12 protein-coding genes are annotated in these 20,906 nt (G+C 56.1%); 9 read left to right on the top strand and 3 right to left on the bottom strand.

Annotated features, from left to right (window positions below; all coding sequences use genetic code 11):
* The first annotated feature begins 5 nt into the window (after nucleotides 1–5).
* The 9 genes from HEQ61_RS09245 (at nucleotide 6) to HEQ61_RS11420 (ending at nucleotide 17,136) form a co-directional block, all read left to right on the top strand.
* Nucleotides 6–395 carry a hypothetical protein gene (locus HEQ61_RS09245; protein WP_066133964.1) on the top strand — a complete coding sequence of 130 codons (390 nt, stop codon included), beginning with the start codon at nucleotides 6–8 and terminating at the stop codon, nucleotides 393–395.
* Between the two features lie 67 nt (nucleotides 396–462).
* Nucleotides 463–1,239, top strand: a complete 777-nt coding sequence (locus tag HEQ61_RS09240) for an enoyl-CoA hydratase (RefSeq protein WP_168021008.1) — start codon at nucleotides 463–465, stop codon at nucleotides 1,237–1,239.
* A 176-nt stretch (nucleotides 1,240–1,415) separates the two neighbouring features.
* Nucleotides 1,416–1,688, top strand: coding sequence for a 30S ribosomal protein S20 (rpsT, locus tag HEQ61_RS09235; protein WP_066133970.1), 273 nt, complete (start codon nucleotides 1,416–1,418; stop codon nucleotides 1,686–1,688).
* Between the two features lie 735 nt (nucleotides 1,689–2,423).
* Entirely contained in the window at nucleotides 2,424–3,920 is a 1,497-nt protein-coding gene (gene dnaA / locus HEQ61_RS09230) for a chromosomal replication initiator protein DnaA (protein WP_168021009.1), read from the top strand.
* 568 nt (nucleotides 3,921–4,488) lie between these two features.
* On the top strand, nucleotides 4,489–4,650 hold the full coding sequence (locus HEQ61_RS09225) for a hypothetical protein (RefSeq protein WP_168021010.1): 162 nt from the start codon (nucleotides 4,489–4,491) through the stop codon (nucleotides 4,648–4,650).
* Nucleotides 4,651–5,011: 361 nt separating this feature from the next.
* Nucleotides 5,012–5,938 carry a calcium-binding protein gene (locus HEQ61_RS09220; protein WP_168021011.1) on the top strand — a complete coding sequence of 309 codons (927 nt, stop codon included), beginning with the start codon at nucleotides 5,012–5,014 and terminating at the stop codon, nucleotides 5,936–5,938.
* A gap of 338 nt (nucleotides 5,939–6,276) precedes the next feature.
* A complete protein-coding gene (locus tag HEQ61_RS09215; protein WP_168021013.1) occupies nucleotides 6,277–14,619 on the top strand; it encodes an RHS repeat-associated core domain-containing protein in 8,343 nt (2,780 codons plus the stop codon).
* Nucleotides 14,620–14,647: 28 nt separating this feature from the next.
* Nucleotides 14,648–15,823: a hypothetical protein gene (locus HEQ61_RS09210; protein ID WP_168020981.1), complete on the top strand. Its 1,176-nt coding sequence runs from the start codon at nucleotides 14,648–14,650 to the stop codon at nucleotides 15,821–15,823.
* A 17-nt stretch (nucleotides 15,824–15,840) separates the two neighbouring features.
* Nucleotides 15,841–17,136, top strand: coding sequence for a hypothetical protein (locus HEQ61_RS11420; RefSeq protein ID WP_168021015.1), 1,296 nt, complete (start codon nucleotides 15,841–15,843; stop codon nucleotides 17,134–17,136).
* 60 nt (nucleotides 17,137–17,196) lie between these two features.
* On the opposite strand, the gene HEQ61_RS09200 is transcribed toward HEQ61_RS11420, so the two are convergent.
* Genes HEQ61_RS09200 through HEQ61_RS09190 form a run of 3 tightly spaced genes read right to left on the bottom strand, consistent with a single transcriptional unit; the run spans nucleotide 17,197 to nucleotide 20,868 of the window.
* Nucleotides 17,197–18,432, bottom strand: coding sequence for an acyl-CoA reductase (locus HEQ61_RS09200; protein ID WP_168021017.1), 1,236 nt, complete (start codon nucleotides 18,430–18,432; stop codon nucleotides 17,197–17,199).
* Nucleotides 18,380–19,459, bottom strand: a complete 1,080-nt coding sequence (locus HEQ61_RS09195) for an acyl-protein synthetase (RefSeq protein ID WP_168021019.1) — start codon at nucleotides 19,457–19,459, stop codon at nucleotides 18,380–18,382. Before HEQ61_RS09195 ends, HEQ61_RS09200 begins: the two co-directional genes overlap by 53 nt.
* Entirely contained in the window at nucleotides 19,456–20,868 is a 1,413-nt protein-coding gene (locus HEQ61_RS09190) for an AMP-binding protein (RefSeq protein WP_168021021.1), read from the bottom strand. Before HEQ61_RS09190 ends, HEQ61_RS09195 begins: the two co-directional genes overlap by 4 nt.
* Nucleotides 20,869–20,906: the final 38 nt, after the last annotated feature.

Genomic DNA, 20,906 nt, shown 5'->3' with positions numbered 1-20,906 from the left:
GTGCCATGGGACCTTTTTTCTCCTCTGGCGTGTATCGCTTTTTTCTCGTCCTGCCTGTTGCCCTTGCTGTCGCACTGGCCACGGCGGTTGTTTCCGCGTCTGTGCAGGACTTCGCCGAAGGGATCGAGGATTTGCCCCTGATGCCCGGACTGCAAAGCCATGAAGGTGGATTGACTGTTTTTGACAGTCCCTACGGCACGATTGTCGAATCAACAGCCAAGGGGCGGGTCTCGCCTGCCGATGTCCTGGATTTTTATGCCCGGACGTTGCCGCAGCTGGGATGGACCCGGACCGGAGAGACTCTTTTCCGGCGGGAAGCCGAGGAGCTTGTCCTGGATGTCGGGCAAAACAGAACGGATGTCATTGTCCGTTTCCGGGTTGTGCCCGTGGACTGAAATTTACAGAAAAACAGGACAGCCTGTTATCGGGTTTGTACCAAAGACGGAAGGGAGCCAAAAGCGCATGGCATATGAACATATCCTGGTTGAAACCCATGGCGAGGTGGGCGTTGTGATCCTGAACCGGCCCAAGGCTCTCAATGCCCTGTGCGTCGGTTTGGTCAAAGATATGGGGGCGGCCCTGGATGCCTTTGAAAGCAACCCTGATATTGGGGCCATTGTTCTGACGGGATCAGACAAGGCGTTTGCTGCCGGAGCCGATATCAAGGAAATGGCCGACAAGACCTACCTTGATGCCTATACCGAAGACTTCATCACCAAGGGGTGGGAACGCGTGGCTAGCTGCCGCAAGCCGGTTCTGGCCGCTGTGGCCGGTTATGTACTGGGCGGAGGCTGCGAAATCGCCATGATGTGTGACTTCATCATCGCAGCCGACAATGCCCGCTTCGGGCAGCCGGAAATAACGGTTGGTACTATGCCCGGTGCGGGGGGAACCCAGCGGCTGACCCGGATTGTTGGCAAGGCGAAAGCCATGGAAATGTGCCTGACCGGGCGCCAGATGACTGCAGAGGAAGCCGAGCATGTCGGTTTGGTGTCGCGCGTGGTTCCGCTTGATACCCTCCGCGAAGATGCGATCCGGACTGCACAGAAAATTGCCCGGATGTCGCGTCCGCTGACAATGATGATCAAGGAATCGGTGAACCGGGCCTATGAAACCACCCTGCGGGAAGGGCTTCTGTTCGAGCGGAGGGTGTTCCACGCCACTTTTGCCACCGAAGATCAGAAGGAAGGTATGGCTGCTTTTGTCGAGAAGCGCGAGCCAAATTTCAAGCACCGCTAGGCAGGGGCTGCTCCGACTCGGTGGCAAGCCCCCCTGTGAATCCCGGTCAGGCGGGAAATAAGGGGGGAACATGCCCCGAAGCGGGACTCCCCTGTTGACGGAAGGGCGCTCTTTGCCTATAAAGCGCGCTTCGTATTCGTGAACCTGTTACTCTTATTTGGACGGAATCCAAGGCTATGGCTCATCACAAGTCGGCCCAGAAGCGCATTCGCCGCAACGCTCGCCGTTTTGCCATCAATCATGCGCGCAAGAGCCGCGTACGCACCTTCATCAAGAAGGTTGAGCTGGCTGTTGCCGGCGGTGACAAGGCAGCTGCCGATGCAGCCTTCAAGGTCGCCCAGCCGGAGATGATGCGTGGTGCTCAGAAGGGCGTGTTCCACAAGAACACAATGTCCCGCAAGGTCTCGCGCCTGAGCGCGCAGATCAAGGCTCTGCCTGCGGCCGCCTGACAAGGGTGTTGCAGGCGGCCGTTCGGGCTGCGCCGTATCGAAAAGGTCGCGCTCCTGGATTAGAGTCCGGGATGCGGCCTTTTGCGTCTTCTGCTCATGGTGTTCTTGCAGTACCTGATCGTGGAGTCTTGTTGTGGATTCGTCATGGCGCTATAGCCTGACGACTCCCGGTTATCACTCTGGGATGCTCTGTTTTTACCGTATTTGGACCGTGGTCAATGCCGCTTTCACCCCTTGGGGGCGTCAAGAAAAAAACTTTTCATGTTCCCCTTTCGATCTCATTGAATGAGCGCGCGTCTTGCGGATAGAGTCACCCCTCTGATCGGGTCTGGCACTAGGATTTTTCTGGACGTCGGCCTTCCTGTTTCACTCCCTGTCCTTCATTCACCATCCTTTTCTTGTCACCGAATTACACCATTCTCGATAACACGGCCGTGCGGCCTTTGAACAAGGGACACGTGCAGCTCTGCGGTATTCCGTCCTGCCTTCCCTGCGGGGCAAACATGCAGGTTACCGGTGGCCGTACCCTTTCTCCGGAAAGGATTCTGAAGCAGAACAGAACCCGGTTCAGGGTTCGCCAGTTTGGTCCCGGCGTGTGGAGCAATGCATCCGCCGGACAGGGGAGATGTGTTCCTGTCAGAGGGGACATGCTGAATGATACCGGGCCTGTTTTACACCGGGGTTGGCCCCCCTGCCTGATACAACATCATAGTGCCGGGGCTTGAGGCAACGCAGATGACGACAGCGGACCTGATGGTAAAAGAAGAACGCGATACCGTTTTTTCCTGGGACAGAATCCTGCCCCGTCTGCGGGAAGAATTTGGCGAAACTGCCTTTGCGAACTGGTTTGTTCCGATCCGCCATACCGGGGTTCGCAGCGGAACCTTGCAGCTGACGGTGCCAACGCGCTTCATGCGGGATTGGATCATGACCCACTATGGTGATCGTATCCGGGCGCTGTGTAGCGTGGAGGATCCGTCGATCCGGCAGGTCAATCTGTCTGTCAATGCCGCCGCCCCGGCGCAGCCCAAAAGCCAGCCAGTAGCACAGGCCCCCTTGCCACCGACTCCACCGGTGCAGATGCGCCGGTCACCATCCACGTCATCGGTGCGGGATTCCAGATCCAAGGGATCACAACAAGGGGCCAGTGTTGCTCCGCCGGTTGCCATGCCTTCGGTCATTGCGCCTGCCCCCGCATTGCCCGATGACCTGTCGGCACCGCTCGATCCGCGCTATACGTTCGAAAGTTTTGTAACCGGCGCCACCAACGAATTTGCCTGCGCGGCCGCGCGGCGGATCGTGGATTCCAGTCAGGCAGTTTTCAATCCGTTGTTCCTGTATGGCGGGGTTGGTCTGGGCAAAACGCATCTGATGCACGCCATCGCCCACGCCATCCGGTCCCGTCATCCGGAACGGCGTGTTATCTACCTGTCGGCTGAAAAGTTCATGTACAGCTTTGTACGGGCCCTGCGTTACAAGGACACGATGGCGTTCAAGGAACAGTTCCGTTCCGTTGATGTGCTGATGATTGATGATGTCCAGTTCATTTCGGGCAAGGACACAACCCAGGAAGAGTTCTTCCATACCTTCAATGCCCTGGTTGACCAAGGACGACAGGTGGTGATTTCTGCGGACAAGTCACCGGCGGATCTGGATGACATCGGCGACCGGTTGCGTTCCCGCCTGTCGTCTGGCTTGGTCGCCGATATTCACCCCACCACCTATGACCTGCGTCTGGGCATCCTGTCGACAAAGGCTGAAACATCCGGCGTTGTCGTTCCGCCAAAGGTCCTGGAGTTTCTGGCGCACAAGATCAGCTCCAACATCCGCGAGCTGGAGGGCGCGCTGACCCGCCTGATTGCGCATGCCCAGCTTGTGGGGCGTGCACTATCCCTGGAAACAGCCCAGGATGTGCTGCGGGATCTTCTCCGCGCCAATGACCGGCATGTCACCATCGACGAGATTCAGAAGAGGGTTGCCGAGCATTTCCAGCTCCGGGTGTCGGACATGCATTCCGCGCGGCGTTCCCGTTCCATTGCCCGGCCGCGTCAGATTGCCATGTTTCTGTCCAAGCAACTGACCAGTCGTTCGTTGCCTGAAATTGGTCGCAAGTTTGGCGGGCGTGACCACACGACGGTGATTCACGCGGTCAAAAAGATCAATCAGTTGATGAGCAGCGATACCGCCTTTGCCGAGGATGTGGAACTGCTGCGCCGGATGCTGGAAACCTGAGCGCGGGACGCAGCAACACGACACGAAGGGTGTGTGGTTTCTCGATGCAATGGGATGGCTTCTGCCTCCCCTCTGCGGCGCGCGCGTGACATCATCTATAATTGCTTGATTGGCGATAAAAACTACCATAGGGTAATGGCTGTCGGCGGGTTCCAAAAACCTGTCGATAGAGGTCTAAAAACCTCGTACATATCCACGGCAGGCAGTCGCCCATATTGCGCGGCGACTGTCTGTACGGTGACGGACTGTGCTCACGGTCCGTGCGCTCCGCTTTATGGCGGGAGGGCGGCGAATAGAACACCCGCAAGGGAAATAAGCCCACCTGATACATCTGACCGTGGACAGTGTTATTGGGTTTTTGGCCTCCCGCCACCACGTGTGTTGTCAGCGCATGTGGTGGCCGGCGTCTTCGTGCGCTGAACCGGGGACCCGGTGTGGTTTCCCCCCGATGGCCACCCTGCCCGGCTTCCTTGCTCCCCGCCGGGCAGGGGCATCGGGTCCCTGGTTTTCTTGCGCGGGATACTTGATCTTGGCGTATGTGTATTCCGCGCAGGGAAGAGGCGCGGTTATGCGTTCGGTGTTTGCGCGCCTGCCCTGTATGTATCCTGAACCCGGTCGTACCTTGCAGGGCTTGGATCCTGTGTCGGCAAACCTTATGGCACAGCAGCGTAACCAGAGCCTGATTGTGGTGATGGACAAGAAACGTTCTGACCGGCCACAGTCCTTTTAGTCTCTTCTTGTTACCATTCCTGAAGCAGGCAGCGTGTGCTGTCGTTGCGGCTGACTGTTCTGGCGTGCGCGTGGATAGTATAGATTCTTTTCATTGAAATGTATGACGTACACATTCATGAATCATGCATGATAGGCTATGAATTTTTATAATTTATACATGCTATTGTGAATTTCTCTCGAATATAGTCAATTGATTCATGTTGTTTATAGTTATCTGGTTATATGTATGTGGCTATTCTATGTCCTGTATAGTGTATATTTTGCGTATATATTCTCATTGTGATGTCTCTTGTTTGCTTTGATACCTTTCGTGTCTGGGGGCTGTTCTGGCCTGTCTGAACATGGAGGATATGATGGATATGACACAGATGAAGAGCTCTGTTGTTATGGTTGGTCCCTATGCGGTGGTGACTGGAACGCAGGGCAGTGATTTTTTGCATCCACCTGAGGCTCGTGGATTCATCGATGGTCTTGGTGGTGCTGATACTGTTGATTATTCATCTTATGCAGATCCGCTGACGATTACGCCATCCTCTGTGGGGGATCTGGTTGTCAATGTGAATGGTCAGCAGAAAGATCTTCTGAGAAATATTGAAAGGGTCATCGGTGGTTCGGCTGATGACCGGATGACAGGGACTTCTGCCAATGAAGTTTTCTTTGGTGGTCCGGGGCGGGATATCCTGGATGGTGGCGCTGGTTTTGATGGGGCCGAATATTCCGACAAAGATAAGCCTGTCGAGGCGGACTTGTCTGTCAAAGGGCCGGTTGTGGTCAAGGTCGGTGGGCAGCATGAGGATACACTGCACAATATAGAAGCCGTTATTGGCGGCCTTGCCGGTGATACCCTTAAGGCCGCTGCGGGCAGAAGCATGCTGGCTGGTGGTGAAGGTAATGACACCCTGATTGCCAACGGGGGCGATGATATCCTGATGGGTGGAAAGGGAGCCGATACATTCGTGTTCAAGTCGGTTTCAGACTCTCCATTCAATGACCCTTCCAGAATTATCGATTTTAACTCTGATGATGGGGACCGTATTGACTTGTCTGCCATTGATGCAAATACAGCGGAGGATGGTTTACAGGCTCTTGCCTTCAGCGGTCAAAATCCCGCTGCGCATTCTGTCTGGTATAGCGCAGGGGCTGACTATGGTGCTTGGTATGCTCCACCTGCCCTCCGTATTGATGTAACAGGTGATGGGGTCGAGGATATGATGATTCTTGTCGAGACGGGTTCCGAGATTCCGTTCCATATTACGGCGGAAGCGTTGGGTTTGGTTGCAGAATAAGCCGCGTTGATCATACGCTATTGATGGTGCTGTCCCCTGTGATATCTGCCTGCTTGCAGGTGTGTTGCAGGGGACATCACGTTGTGACTTGCAGAGTATCCTGATATCTGCTGCAACTCTGTTCTTTCCCGTTTTTCTTTGTCCCGGTTCGGCTCCTTCTTGTTTGGAGCCGTTCCTCTTTTGTATTCATCTGCACAGCATTCCGTATGTCATTTTATTTTTATTACCATTTATTAATCGGTAAAGTGCCGACTTATTATTAACCTTGTCGGGATAAATTATATCGTATACAACCAATGCTAGATTCGATTGGGCTGGCTGGTGTACGGAAACGTGTTATGAATGCTGCAAGGTTGGACACGGTACTTGAGGCCCCGCCCGGGCAGGCCTCGCAATATAGTGCCGATGGGAGTTCCGGGCAGGATGTGAATCTGTTCCGGGGCACCGTTTCATTCTCTGTTCTCCTGCTGTCTCTTCCGGGGCGAAGTGGTCTGAACCTAGAGCTTCTTGCCACTTATAACAGCGCTGTTTCGGGGCAGGTTGTGCAAAGCAATCGCGATGCACCGACCGGCATTCTTGGGCTTGGGTGGGATATGCCCATCGACCGGATCGATGCCCATTATGCTGTGCCGGGTGATCGGAACAGCGTCACCTTCTTCCTGACCAGCCGGGGGTCTCGTAACCGTTTGTATCGTGTTGCACGTCCGTGGCAGCGGGGGTGTCTTGATATCAGTCTGTCTGCTTCCCTGGATCGCAAGGAGGTAACGCCGGCAGTACAGCGTGCTTTTCTGGACCAAGGCCTTGTTCTGGACCGGGGAGCGCGTGTAACGGTCGATGTTCCCGGACAGAGCTGGTCTGTTGTTGATCCAGTCAACGCCTATATGCTTGTTGTCCGGGTTGAAGCTGGCTCCTTGTCTGTTCTGGATGGTGGTTTTCACTACGAAGCAGAAGGCTATGATTTCTCTCGTGTTTGCTATTACGCACCGTTCGAACGCTGGGAGATTTATGACACATCCGGTCTGTGCCGTATTTTTGGTGGGGCTTCCGGAACCAACGCTGCGGGGCATGGTACCAGTCAGGGGGATTCGATTGTCTGGGGCGTTCATTGGAACGGGTGGGCCGGCCCGGGAATGGTTGCCCACGATCCCGAGGGGAAGCGGATTCAGGCTCAGTATCCGTTGTCATGGTATGTATCTGCTCAGCGGGCTCCGAACCGTGATGAGATCCGCTTTGCCTACAGACAGGTCCAGCCTCTTGTCGGTGTGAATGGTCTGCCGTTTACCCGGGCCATCTACCTGGAAACTGTCACTGACATGTTCGGACGTTCAGCACGCCTGATTTATGCACCGAAGCAGTATTCCAGTGACATGTCCGGTGTGCGTGAGTATCTGGATCCGCACAGGGCTGTTCCCGATGATGCGCCCACAGCGTGGCAGGATCGTTACGAGACGCTGTTTCTTGACCGTGTTGAGTGCCGTGCCCACACGGGCGACCTGTTGTTTACAACCTGCTTTACGTATGAGCTTGGGTTGTTTGCGGCTGTTCCTGACAAGGCTCCCCCCGATTTTGCCGGCACCATGACGCGGCGCGTCCTGACGGCGATAACCCGGGTACAGGCTGATGGCAGTTTTCTGCCGCCCTTGCGTATGACGTATTACCCGGCAACAGGGAGTAATCCCGGGGCAATTGCCTCGCGGCATTTACCGGAAGGGGCTGTTGTTGCGTATGATTACCAGCAAAAAAGTCTGACGCAGTGTTCGCGCAGCCTGACGGTCTTGCCGGCCTTGGCCAGTGCCAGGCCAAGGGTCTGGTTTGGTACGGACTACGCGGTTGTCCTGTGGATTGCTGACAGTCGTTTCAGTCTGACAGTTTATACGTGGAACGGGCGCTGGATTGCCTGGACCCCGTCTGCGCAGCAGTATCTGCTGTCCATTGATCCGGATGGTATCAATCCCGTCTTGCGTGATGATTTCTTTGTTCTGCATGTTCCTGATGCAGATAAAGCCAGCAGCTGCGTGCTGTTCTTCCACCGTGACAACCGTATTCTGGGCGGGTGGATTGAAGATCCTGCTTCTCCCCTGGGTATTGAAAGCCGTAACAGCCACGTTGTCGCCGGAGATCGTTTTCTGGCCATAGCCAACGGACAGAACAACACCGTTACCTGGTTTACATGGAATGACCTCTCGCGGTCATGGACGCAAGAAAACGTTCCGACAGAAGAACGCATGCGGGATCCTTCTGCCTGGCATATTTTTTTGGCAGCGAATGCCACTGCCATGGTTGTGCTGTATTACGACGGGCTTTCCGCACCCGGTACAAAGCAAAGCCGCCTGGTCTGTCATGGTGTTGGAGAAACAGGTGACTGGACGATTCTGGATACACGTCCGGCACCGGACATAACTATCTCCGGCCCGGATGTTCGTGCCAATTTTCACTGGGTGGCGGCATCATGGGTTTTTGCTGCCGCGTCGGTCATTGCTGATACAGGATCCCGCCTGACGTGGCAGCTCAGCCTGTATACCTGGAAGCCTGACCGGACACTGAATGCGCCGTTCCAGATTGTTGGGACCATCGACAAGACAGAAACCGGCATTTTGCCCTGGCAGCCCATACCTGTCATTTTACCATCTGGCCTGGTTGCCTGCGGGCCCAACCTGTTGCGGTTCAATGGTCGTGAATGGCTTCCCAATAACAGCTTGTCCCTGCGTATACCTGTCAGGGACGGTGCTGCTTTCCGGTTTGTAGCCGGAGATGATGTGGTGGTGAAAACTGAATACACCCCGGATCAGGTCATCGGGATGTTGCAGGCTTTTGATCCCGATACCGCCCAATCTGTCTGGGCTGGTGATCCGCTCCTTTTATATGACGGTGCGCCTGTTGGAAGCGGTTTGCAGCACTATGGCCCCAGTGCCGGTGGCAATACGGTGACGTTTGGTGACCATGTTTACGATCGGGGTGCATCAACAGACTGGAAAGAAGCCGCCCGGCATGTAACCGGCTCATTGCCTCCGGATGTGAATACGGCAACCCTTGTCAATCAGGGCCCGCTGTTTCTGCTGGCTTTGGGTCAGGAAAATGCCGGGAGACTGATGACCCGGATCATGGTTCTGAAGCCCGGGTTTATTTTTGCCGGTGAGGTTGTGCCGCAGGCTTTGTGTGAGTCTTCCGGGCCGGGAAGCTTTGCAACCTTCCTTCCTGCCGATGAGCCTTTTGATCAGGCGCAGTCTTTGACCCTGTATCGGTTCCTGCATGACTCTGTATTGCAACCGGTTGCAGATTTTCCGGTGCGGTCTGTGACCAGCGATAACGGTTACACCCGCGAGGCGGTGAGCTACCTGTTTGATCCGGATACGGCAGCTCTCAGCGCGCAGGGCGATGTTTGCAAATACTATACGGTTGCTGTGTCCAGAGGGCCGGGCGGTCAGAATGGTTCGACCCGTTATACCTTTATGAACGGGATTGGGGATCGTGCCCCCGGGAATCCGGTGCGGGAGGCTGTTCTGGACGGGCAGCTCCTGCGTACGGACATGCATGATGCAGGTAACCGTGTGGTGGCCAGTTATCTCAACACCTGGTCTTTTGTTGACCAGGTCCAGGATATCAGGGATGGCACAACCCGTCGCTTGCATGGCGGTTATGTGCAGTTGACATCAACGACGCGTGTTGTCGATGGCGTGACATCAAGTCAATCCTTTGCGTATGACCTGCGTACGGGACAGGTTATGCAAACGGACATAGCGGTCCTGAATTCTGTTGCGCAGACCGAGGTTCATCGCCGCCGTGTTGTGCCCGGGTGGCAGAGATATCCCCAGTTTGGTTTCCTCAACATCCTGACGCCATGGGTGGAGATCACCTCGACCGTTACAACAGGTGACGCCGAACCAGTTGTAACCGGTCAGGCCCTGATGGAGTGGTGCTCTTTTCCCGGGCCGGCCATAGGGGATGTCGGACGTCTGTCTCTTTTCTCTGAAGTTCAGGCATGGAGTCGTGTTGCCGCAGGTGGTTCCACCCCGTCGGAGGATCCTGCACAGTGGTTGCGGACCGGACGTGTCGAGCATCGTAATGCCTATGGGTATCACGTGGAGACCCGAACATCGTCCGGGCTGGTTCAGAGCGAGCTGTATGCCACGGCAGGCTCCCCCCTTGTCGCGACCTTTTCCGGTGCGTCCTTGTCGGGACAGGAAGCATACTATTACGGGTTCGAACCCTATGAGACAGCTGGGAACTGGAACCTGGATCCTGCGCGGACTCCCCTGGTAACGGCCATCAGCTGCACGGGGACACGTTGTATGGCGGTGCCGGCAGGGGTATCCGGGGCATCTCTGGAGCTGACGCCGCGTGATCGTTCAGAGCCATTCCTGTTCTCGTTCTGGGCTTGTCTGGATCCGGCTGCGCGTGTTCATGACCCTGTTGAATGCTGGCGTGTGGAGTATACCGGTCCCGGTGCTGCATCATTGCCCACGCCCCGGACTGTTCGGGTTGCGTCAACACAGTGGTCCTTTTATGCCATTCCTGTGGATCTGTCCGGATGTCAGGGTCCGGTTACGGTGCGTTTGACGCCCGTCAACAGTGGCAACGTGACAGTCTTCATCGATAACGTGGCATTTTCGACACGTGGTGGGTCTGTCCGGGCCCATGTTTTTGATCCTGTGACCTATCGTGTGACGGCTGAGGTTGGCCCCTATAACCAGATCCGTCGCCGCATCTATGACCGGCAGCAACGCCAGGTCGCGATCACCAACGAATTCCAGTCTGTTGTCAATGTGATCGCGCCGTATCTGGCGCGGCAAACGCAGGATGGTTTTGATCCGGACACTCCCAACAGTCAGCTTGTGGTCCAGCCGATGGGGGACACATGGTATGGCCGGTTTCGCAACAATGGCGTCTGGTCGGACGGGTTCTCGTCGACACAGCCGACGTTGTGGACCAGTGCCAACGGGCAGCTTGCTTATCATGGGGATCAACCCGGGCGGATCGATTTTACCGGGATCCGGCTTGTCACAGACTATATGGTTCGCCTGACAGTCAAGGCTGAACCTGGACACAGCGTTGGTCTGATGCTGGGTGATGATCTTGCTGTTGCCTGGAATCCGGATACATGCGCCTGGACACTGACCGATCGCCTGAACAAAGACACAGTGCACGGTGCCTTTACCAGTCCCACTCCATCCGGTGACTGGTTGGTTGTGCTGGGACCCCATGCTGTGATTATGGCGCTTGATGGCCGGATTCTGTTCCGTTATCTGCCCGAGCAGTGCCCGCAGGGGCGTCCGGCGTTTGTTGCCGGAGGGCCACTGGTTATCAGTGAATTTGTTGCCGGCAGCCGTTTGCAGATGGCCATCCGCTATTTCGACGGATGCGGTCGTACGACGCAGGGGCATTCTGTTGAGGGTACGCAGGTTGTCATCGCGACGACCCTGTATGACGAACTGGGGCGGCCGGATGTGCAACTCAAACCCGTTGCGCTTGATATCCGTCGTGACGGCTTCCTGTTCTGGCGCCGTGATCTGGTTACGGCTTTTGATCGTGACAGCGGCCTTTTGTCCGGAAAAGCGGCAGATGCTTGGCCGCAGGATCAAGGATATCCCTATACCCGCAAACGCTTTGAGCCGTCTCCTCTGGGGCGTGTTGTCGAGACCGGTATGCCTGGTCGTGACTTTGCCATCGTCAACCTGTCCACACGTACTCCGGAGGGGCGTCATACCGTACGCTGGTCCTATGGAGCCAACACGGATGATGCACCAACCCGTCAGTTGGGGCTGCCGGTCGGTCGCTATGCCTGTGTGCAGAAAACAGACCAGAATGGTGACGTGTCCGTGACCATGACCGATACGTTGTCCCGGGCGGTTGCCACGGCCCGCCGTGTTGATTCAGAACGTGGGCACTGGACCATCGAGAGTCAGGCCACGGTTTATACGCCTGATGGCGTACAGCAGGCGGTTCGTCTGCCGAATTTTTATGCTCTTCCTTCCGGAGGGGCAGCCGATGCCTGGACCAGGCTGACACTGTCTGATCTTTCTGGACGGATTATCAGCCGCATGGATCCCGACAGTGGCCTGAAGACGGCGGTTTTCAACGCTGCCGGACATGTACGTTTTGCCCGGGATGCTGTTACGGCCGCCCGTGGTGATGTGGTTTACAGTAAATATGACCGCTATGGGCGACCGCTTGAAACCGGTCTTGTTGCAGCAGACTGGGACAGGCGAGCCTTGCAGGCCAGGGCGGAACAGCCGGATTGGCCACGCCCGGAGGACGGTGCCCGCGCCCTGCGTCGTTTTGTGCATGACGGTGACGGGACGTCTGTCAACAATCTCGGGCATCTGGTGTCTGCGACGGAATGTGATGAAACAAGCCGTCAGGCCACCAGTGTTCTTGTCTATGATCATGATGATACCGGTCAGGTTGCCGGAAAGACATTGCGTTTGCCGCAGCTTGGCCGGGCGTATGCGACAACCTTTACCTATGACAACCTGGGTAATGTGACCGGCATAACCTATCCATCCGGGTTTACGGTCCTGTCACAGCGTGATGCTGTCGGCCGGGTCGAGCGTATGGTCGATGGAAATGGTACCGTGCTGGCCGCATGGACATACGCACCAGGTGACCAGATTGCAGAGCAGCGCATCCTTCCCGGTGCACAGGCAGCGGTGACGACGGATTATGCCTATAACAGTCCCGGGTGGCCGGTCCGTCTTTCTTCGGCCTTTATGACCGAAGAGCTGTCCTACAACAGCGGGGCTATGGATGGTACCGCGTACTACAATGGGCAGGTCTCTTCGATCGATGTGACCTTTTCCCTGCCGGCTTTGGCTGTGCCGGGGTTCCCGGCGCGGACGTCCACAGTCTGTCGCTATGACTCAGGCGGTCGGATTCTGTCAGCCCGGACGATGGCTGATGGTGTTGTCCAACCGCGCTGGAGTTTCGGGGTCGTTACGCCGACATCCTATGATGACAACGGTAACGTTTTGTCCTGTGACCATGACGGTCAGGCAATGGCGTACCGTTATCGTGCCGGTACAAACCAGGTTATCAACACCGATGGCAGTGATCGTACCGATTATGTCTTTGATGCTGTTGGTGCTGTGACCCGGGCTGATTCAAGGGCAATTACCGACATTGTGCGTCATCCGGGTACACGGCGTGTGGACAGGATACGGACCACGGATGGTGATGTTGCCTTCGAGTATGACAGCCGATCAAACCGTATCGTCAAGACCACGACAGAGGGTCGCCGGGTCTATGTGCGTGGTGTGAACGGCTGGACCGTGATGGAGGAATATTGTCCTGCTTCGGGAACGCCATCGGTTACGGAATATCTCTACGGTCCCGGTGGGTTGTTTGCCATTCGGGTTGACGGGCAAGTCATGCCGGTTCTGACGGATCATCTGGGCTCCGTGCGTGGGCTGGTGGCAGACGGAAGGCTTTCAAGCGCGTTCCATTATAACGTATTTGGCGAGGTTGTAGCCCGTTATGGGGCCGCTGATCACCTGCGCTACCGTTTTACCGGGTATGAGTATGACGCAGAAACAGGCTTGTACAATGCGTCAGCCCGTCTTTATGATCCGGTATCGAAGCGTTTCTACAGTGTTGATCCCAAGGGACAGTACGCATCCTCCTACGTTTACTGTGGCAACAATCCGGTCTCTCTTCTTGATCCTACCGGAGAGGCTGCGTGGTGGGCCGTTCTGCTTGGTGCTTTGGTTGGGACGGCCGTAACCTTGTTTACAGGCGGTGCCGGTGCGTTCCTGTTTGCGACAGAAGAAGGAACGGCGCTTGGGGCCTCTACCGCTGTTTCAGCGGCGGCCGGCGCGGTTGGTTCCCTGGCGGGTGATGCGACAGCAGCGGGAGCATCCGGTGAACGCTTTACGCCGGTGCGGGCACTTGTTGATCTTGCCGCTGGTGCTGCGGGTGGTGCGGCTGGTGAGTTCTTTGGTGGTACAGCAGCCAATGCTGCAATAGGCCGGGCTTTCAGGGCGGGTTATTCGGCTGCAGCTGTCAGCCGGATTGGCTTTGCCGCATCCGGGGTGGCGGGTGGCTTGTCCGGTTCTGCAGCTGCGATAGGAACGCAGGCGGCTCTTGGTGGTCAGCCCCTTTTCAGTGCGGGGAATGGCATAACGGTGGCCTTGTCAGCTCTGGCTGGTTTTGGCGGAGCCGTTGCCGCATCCGGGTCCTACTTCTCCTGGTTCGGGAATACGATGCCTGTACCGTTGGGAGAGAACGATTTTGATCTGATTGATGCCTTTACCCGGGTGCATCCAATCGCCAAATCCGAGACCGGTCATTCATATCGGTTCCTGACCCTCAATCGCGAAGAGCTTGGGCTGCTTTTTTCTGTTGCTTTTCGTCTGAATGAATCCGGGACCGAGTTCCATGATGTGATCGACGTGCATGGTGCCGGGCGTTTTGTGTTCCCGTCCATCAAGGGTGCCGGGTACATGCGCCCGATGTCCGCCAAGCTCCTGGCACGATACATGCGGACCCAACATCCTGACTGGGTTGGCGGCGGTACACATCCCCCGATCAAGATGTCTTGCTGCTTCAGTGCGATCCCGGGATCCCGCGGGGGGGCTGTTGGCCAAACAATTGCGACAGCCCTCAATCGGACGACCTATGGAAGTCTTGGTACCGTAAGAATGATACATGGTGCTCCGGACTGGAAATGGGTTCGTTTTACTCCATGACCTCAACCCCATACAGGAGATGACAGGTATGAGCCTTTCTGATGTTGAAGAGAAACCGGCCGTTTGCCCAGCAGCAAAGATCCCGGTCCAGGTTGCGTCCCTGGAAGAATATAAAACCCTGTTCGCAGGGGATCTGACCGATGCACAGCGCGAGGCCCATACGCAGCATCTTTCGTGTCTGCATGGGAATGCCCTTGCCGGTACCGATGATGACGGATGTCTGGTCCGCCTCAGCAACTTTGTCTACGGCGCCGGTAAACTGGCACCTCATGACAAGGCTTTTGCCGAGAAGATATTCCCGATCCAGGCCAGCAAGATAGCTGTTGAGGACATGACGGTGACAACCGATATCGTTTATGGTCCCGCTTCGGCACCTGTTTTGCTGAACGTGGGAACATTAACGTTTGCCGGTGGATCCATTACGGCCCTGAACACGGTTCTTACAATCAATGCCCGCAAGGTGGCTTTCCGTGAAGGTACGGGAACCAAGCCCTATCATATCGGTATTCTTGGTACAGACGGTGTCACTGGCATGGATGGTGCCCATGGTGATACGCCTTCCAATCAGGCTGCATCCGGCAAGGATGTCCAGCCTGCGTCTCCGGGGATCTGCACAGGTGTCGGGCCTGGCGGTCTTGGCAGCAACGGATCCAATGGCGGGGATGGGCAGGATGGAAATCTCGGTGGAACCGGACGCCCCAGCCTGCAGGCCAATCTGACATTCTATGCGTTTGATAATCCGGAAGGAGAAAAGCTGGTTGTCTTCACGCGTTCCGGGGCCGGTGGTGCCGGCGGTCGTGGTGGAGACGGCGGTGCCGGACAGCAGGGTGGAAACGGGGGCTGTGGTTGTGATTCCGGCTGTGAAGGCACTGATGGCGGCGACGGTGGTCGTGGCGGCAATGGCGGCGATGGTGGGAACGGTGGTCAGGGCGGCGATGCTGTCGATGGTGGTGATGTGTTCATAAAGGTTCCTGCCGAAGCGGTATCCAGTGTTGTCGGGGTTGCTGATATTGCCCATGCCGGCATTGGTGGTGCCGGTGGCCTGGGTGGTGCTGGCGGCCGTGCTGGAAATGGCGGCGCTGGCGGGAAGCATTCTGCCAACGGAGCAGGTGGTGCGCGTGGCAACAATGGCAAGCCCGGTCAGCCCGGCAAGGCGGGGATTCGTCAGGGTAATCCCGGGAACATTTATATTAACAGTCTGTAGACGGTACGGTTATACGCATGGTGGTGACCACTGAGTCTTCGGATTACGATCTGTCGGTCCTTCCCCGCCCCGGGGAGGACTGGCCGATCGGAACCCATTTTGTCACAGTGCCGGATCTGGAGACGGCGCGTCGTTTGTTTGGCTCGCCGGATCATGCGGTCCGTGTACGCAAGAGTGCATTGTTCTATCGCGGGATTGAAGCGCGCCAGCGCCTTCCCCAGGGGATGCATGACCGTGGCGAGGAATATGCGATCGCGGATGGCAGGCTGCATGAAGCGGACCGTGCCGGGCTTGCCAACCATCTGCCCCTGCATGTCAAGGTGATCCGTCTTTCCTACAAGCGACTTGCCCAAGGTGAGATCTGGGATGTCAGTGTCCGTCATGGACAGTGGCCCGGCCTTGATTACATGGAAGAGCTGTATGTCTTTGTGCACGTTGATCACCTGGTCCTGGAGGAGGGGGCCAGGATTACCGTTTCAGGCAATGTCTTGTTTCTGGTGTGCGGCACGCTGGAACGTGTTGATCCGGTCAGCTCCTGGCAGGACGTCGCCGAGGACAGGTACGATATTGCGGTTCTGCCAACGCCTTTCTCGGTAGACCGGCAGCTGAGTCCCAATACAGGATGCCCTGGTGTTGACGGGTTACCCGGGGATGACGGTGTTCCTGGTATGTCTGTCGAGGTCGAGGGATCTCTCTTTGGTCCGGTCCCGGTTCATGTTCCCGCGCAGTGTCATGCCGGGGATGGTGGGTCCGGTCTGGACGGAGGCCATGGTGTGCGTGGCCGTAATGGTGGCATGTGCAAGGTAGCCGATATACGGATTGCGCGGTTGGTGGGGTGTGACTCTCGTCCCCTGCGTATCTTTTCCTGTGCTGGGTCTGGTGCTCCAGGGGGGAGCGGCGGGCAGGGAGGGCGCGGTGGTAACGGTGGGCAGGGTGGTAACGGCATCAAGTCTCTCCGTGTCTTGCGGCCTTCCGGGGACGGGGGTGCCGGTGGTCACGGGGGGCGTGGCGGTCATGGCGGACAAGGCGGAAACGGTGGGCTGTCATCCAATATTTTTGTCCAGGTTCCGGTGGGAACGGTGATCCGGTCCCTCTCTTTGCCGTCTTTGGGGGGGCCGGGTGGTTCACCGGGTTCGGGTGGATTGCCGGGGCTTGGTGGTGCGGGGGGAAGAGCACTGCCCGGTATTGCTCCCGGGCGTCGGGGATGTGACGGACTTTGGGGTGCTGACGGGTTGCCCGGGCGTCCAGGCCGGTCGCGACTGGGGGCGGGTATTTTTGTGATTGAGTGCGACCGTTTCGGTCCAAGTTTCTGACAGCGTCCTGCATGCCCCAGGACCAAGGGATGCTCTGACCGGAACCGTTCGCTGCGGTCTTTATCTCACGTGAACAATGCGTGAGAGCTCTGCCACAATATTGAAACCATCCCAGAGCACATCCATGTCCAGGGCCTGCCCGACAGGCACAATGCGGCTTATCCCGCAGATACCATGGCGCAGGGCCCATTCCTGCATGGCCGATGGTGTGATGCCGAAGTACGTTAAGGTCTGTACTTTCGGGGACAAGGACGGGGCAAGATCATCAAGGTGATGAATGTGCGTCTGGAAGAAGAAGCCACCTCGACCGCTTTCTGTCTCAAAGCACAGGGGAACGGTTGGCAGGTCCAGTACAGAAAGGGTAATGCCGTACGGCTGGACCGCCTGGATGTCCGGGCGTATCGCCAGGGCTTTCAGGACAGAGGTGGCTTTGCTGACAGCCTGTTCGGCGCGCAGTGTGTATGACCTGTCTGTTATGTGATGTTCAAGGGCATTCCAGAAACGCTGTGGACCTCTTCCTTTGCCGCACCAGATGACATAACGGGGGGAAGAGCATGCGTTCTGGTCCATTGTGTATGCGTCGTTGAAGAACGCACGGGCAAGTGCAGCCAGATCATCGTCTTCCAGCTTGGCAACGGCATCGGAATCCATGATGCACAGGGACAGGCGATCAGGGAATACAACATCAACGCAGTCCGGTCGTGTCGGCAGGGACCGGATGTGCGTGACAGTTGAATCGCCGCCCCAGATCATGCGGGCTGCACAGACACGTGACAGTGTGGCGGTTAAATCCAGATCCCTTGCATAACGGACGATGGCAAAGCGCCTGGCCATGTCTTGATATGGAGATACGCTGACAACATCATTCAGAATGCGGCACAGGATATCGATCTCTTCAAATGGGCGTGACGGAGCCCGCACGATGTTCACGTTACCGGCCAACAGGCCAAAGGCTAGCGAGAAGGCTGTGTTGACGGGAATATTGCCGGGTGCAATGTGTAGTGTCAGGCCGCGCCCAAGGCGTAGTCTGGAATCATTGCAGAGTTTCTGTGAGGCCTTGATGCCTGCAGGCCGACACCAGAAAGCAAACGTTTGCAGGTCGGGTTTCTTCTTGGCTTGCGGATCAAGACGCAGGGCCTTTGACAAGGCGCCGAGGAATTCGCAGACAGGCGGTGCGAATGGTGGAAGACACGTGTCATGCAGGTCACGATTCCCGGCCAGCAGATCAACGGTAGATCCCTCATCAAGAAAGGGTATCGCTGCATCCTCTGGCTTCAGCGTCCTGGACTCGTCCATGTACAACAAAATATTTCCCCTTTCTCCCGCACGGACAATCATCTTCCCCAAGAATCGTGGCTTCATCTTCTGTCAAAAGACTATGACCGGGATAGCTTTCGGGCAAAGCGGAAAAGAGCTGAAGCAAACCCCGTTCGTTTGATGCGCACGGCTCAAGATGCGCATTCCGCACCAGGACATCCGAGAACAGGGACGGATGCAGATAGTGTTGCTCACATTCAAGAAAGATGGAGCCTGTTTGTTCGACAAGACCATAGTAATTATGGACAGAACGGATACCGGTTGTTTTCTCAGCCAGTGCACGAAATGCCCTGGCGCTGATCTGTTGGTCGGCCATCTTCTTCCACCCACCACCATGGATCAGGATACTTTTCCCCAGATCAAGGCGCATACCCTGTTCCTCAAGGCACTTCAGAAATTTTGAGAATACAAGGAAGGTGAGGCCAAAGACAAAAACAGGCTGGTTACCATAACGGGCTTCAAAGTCCTTCAGGGCATTCAGATCGGTCATTCCCTGTTTGTCCAGGGCATACGTGATGGGGCGCCCAAAGAGTGAAAATCCGGTTGTAGCTGCTGTGCGCGCTGATAATGCATCCGCACCCCTTTGTGCGGATTGTGAGTCGATGATCAGCATGGGCATCCGTTCCAGCCCCGTAAAATTCACTGTAATGTGGGTAAGGACTTTCGTTTGTCGTATGATTTCAGCATGATCAAGAGCAATGCGCGAACGTGTATGACCGGTTGTTCCTGATGACAGCAGGGTCTTCTGGACCTGGTTCCGGGGAACACTTTTCAGATCCAGTTCCTTGAAGAGGCGAACCGGCAAGAAGGGAATGTGCTCCAGAGAGGGATGCTTTTCCGTCTGGTCCGGGAAGAAAGCCATCATTTTTTTGTAAGACGGGCAGTGTTGCATATGATGGTGTGTCAACCACGACATGCGTTCCAGAAAGAGGGTCTCTCTTTGCGGACGAGCCAGTCCGTAGGGTGGTTCGTCAAAGAAAGTATCAAGGGGCAAGGGTGTGATCATGGCACAGCCTGGCTCATAAGGGTGGAATAATCCGTTTTCCCTGACTCGAGACGGGGAAATGCGGGGACTGCATGAACGAAGATCCCCTTGTGATGCAGGCTTGTTACAGATTGCAGGAATGCGGCTACATCCCTAGCCTTGTCCGCGTCTGTAATAAAAACACATAGTCTATCGTCATGGCCACTGCATGCAGCGTGATAGCCGGCCTTTTCCAGAAGATGCTCTGTTTCGTCCAGGCTGACCCTGTGCCCGAATATTTTCAGGAATCGCTTCTTGCGCCCGATAATACGCAGGAATCCATCACTGTCGCGGCAGGCGATATCCCCTGTGTGCAAGGTCCCTTTGTGGCAATCTCCCAAGGTCAGGTCATTTGCAGATTGTGCCAAGCCAAGTGAGACATTGGGGCCTTGATAGACAAGCTCGCCTGGCTGTTCCGGTTCCTGTATCGGATTCCCGGCTTCATCAATCAGGAACATGCTTCCCCCGGGGATCGGAATACCGATGGTATGTCCCTTGGATGGCATGGCATCCCAAGGGACGCAGGACATGCGCGCAGTTGCCTCCGTCTGTCCATACATGACCCGGAACTGTCTGTCGTTTCTTGCGCATGACTGTACAAATGACTGGATATCGTCTGGATCCATACGTCCCCCGGCCTGTGTCAGCAGACGCAAGGCGGGTAAGTCCATCGTGTCAAGGCGCAGACGCTTCAATGTCTGGTAAATAAACGGCACGCCACCAAAGTTTGTGACGCGATGCTCCTGTACGGCATGCCAGAAAGCAGGTGTAACCACCGCGTTCTCTGTCACAAAAACAGATGCGCCGACAAGAAGATGGGAATGAATGATTGACAGTCCGTAGCTGTAGCTGAAGGGCATTGTGGTGATCGCACGGTCAGACTCTTTGAGGTCGAGAGATTGTGCAATTGATGCCGCATTACTAAGGATATTATTGCGTGAAATCCGGACGAAAGACCGGCTTCCTGTTGATCCTGATGTTGTGAGAAGAAGGGACAGTTGATCGTGCATTGCGGGGCTTTCTCCCCGGTGCATCAGGACATAGCCGTTTCTTTGTTGTACGATCCTGGTGTGCCCGAAGGCTGATGCATGATCCAGTGGACAGAGGATGTAACCCGGGTTCAGGCGGTTCGTAATGTCTACAAGATGGTGCTGTGATACGGAGTGATGCACCAAGGCTGGTACGGAATTTGCGCGCATCAGCCCGATATACGCAATAACAGCTTCCGGGCAATTCTGGCACAGAGTCAGGACAAGGCTGCGCCCTGCAACGGCATTTGCCCAGAAGTCAGTCTGAATAGAAAGGTCGTGGTATGACACTTCACCGCCATCTTCAGACAGAAGAGCAATTCTTTGTTGATGCAGATCCAGATCAGAAAATAAATCCTTCATGCGCAACAGTATCCTTGGAGCATAAAGAAGGCCCCCAA

This window comes from Haematospirillum sp. H4485 (assembly GCF_012102745.1).
Lineage (GTDB): Bacteria > Pseudomonadota > Alphaproteobacteria > Rhodospirillales > Rhodospirillaceae > Haematospirillum.
This window is presented reverse-complemented; position numbering and strand designations above follow the sequence as displayed.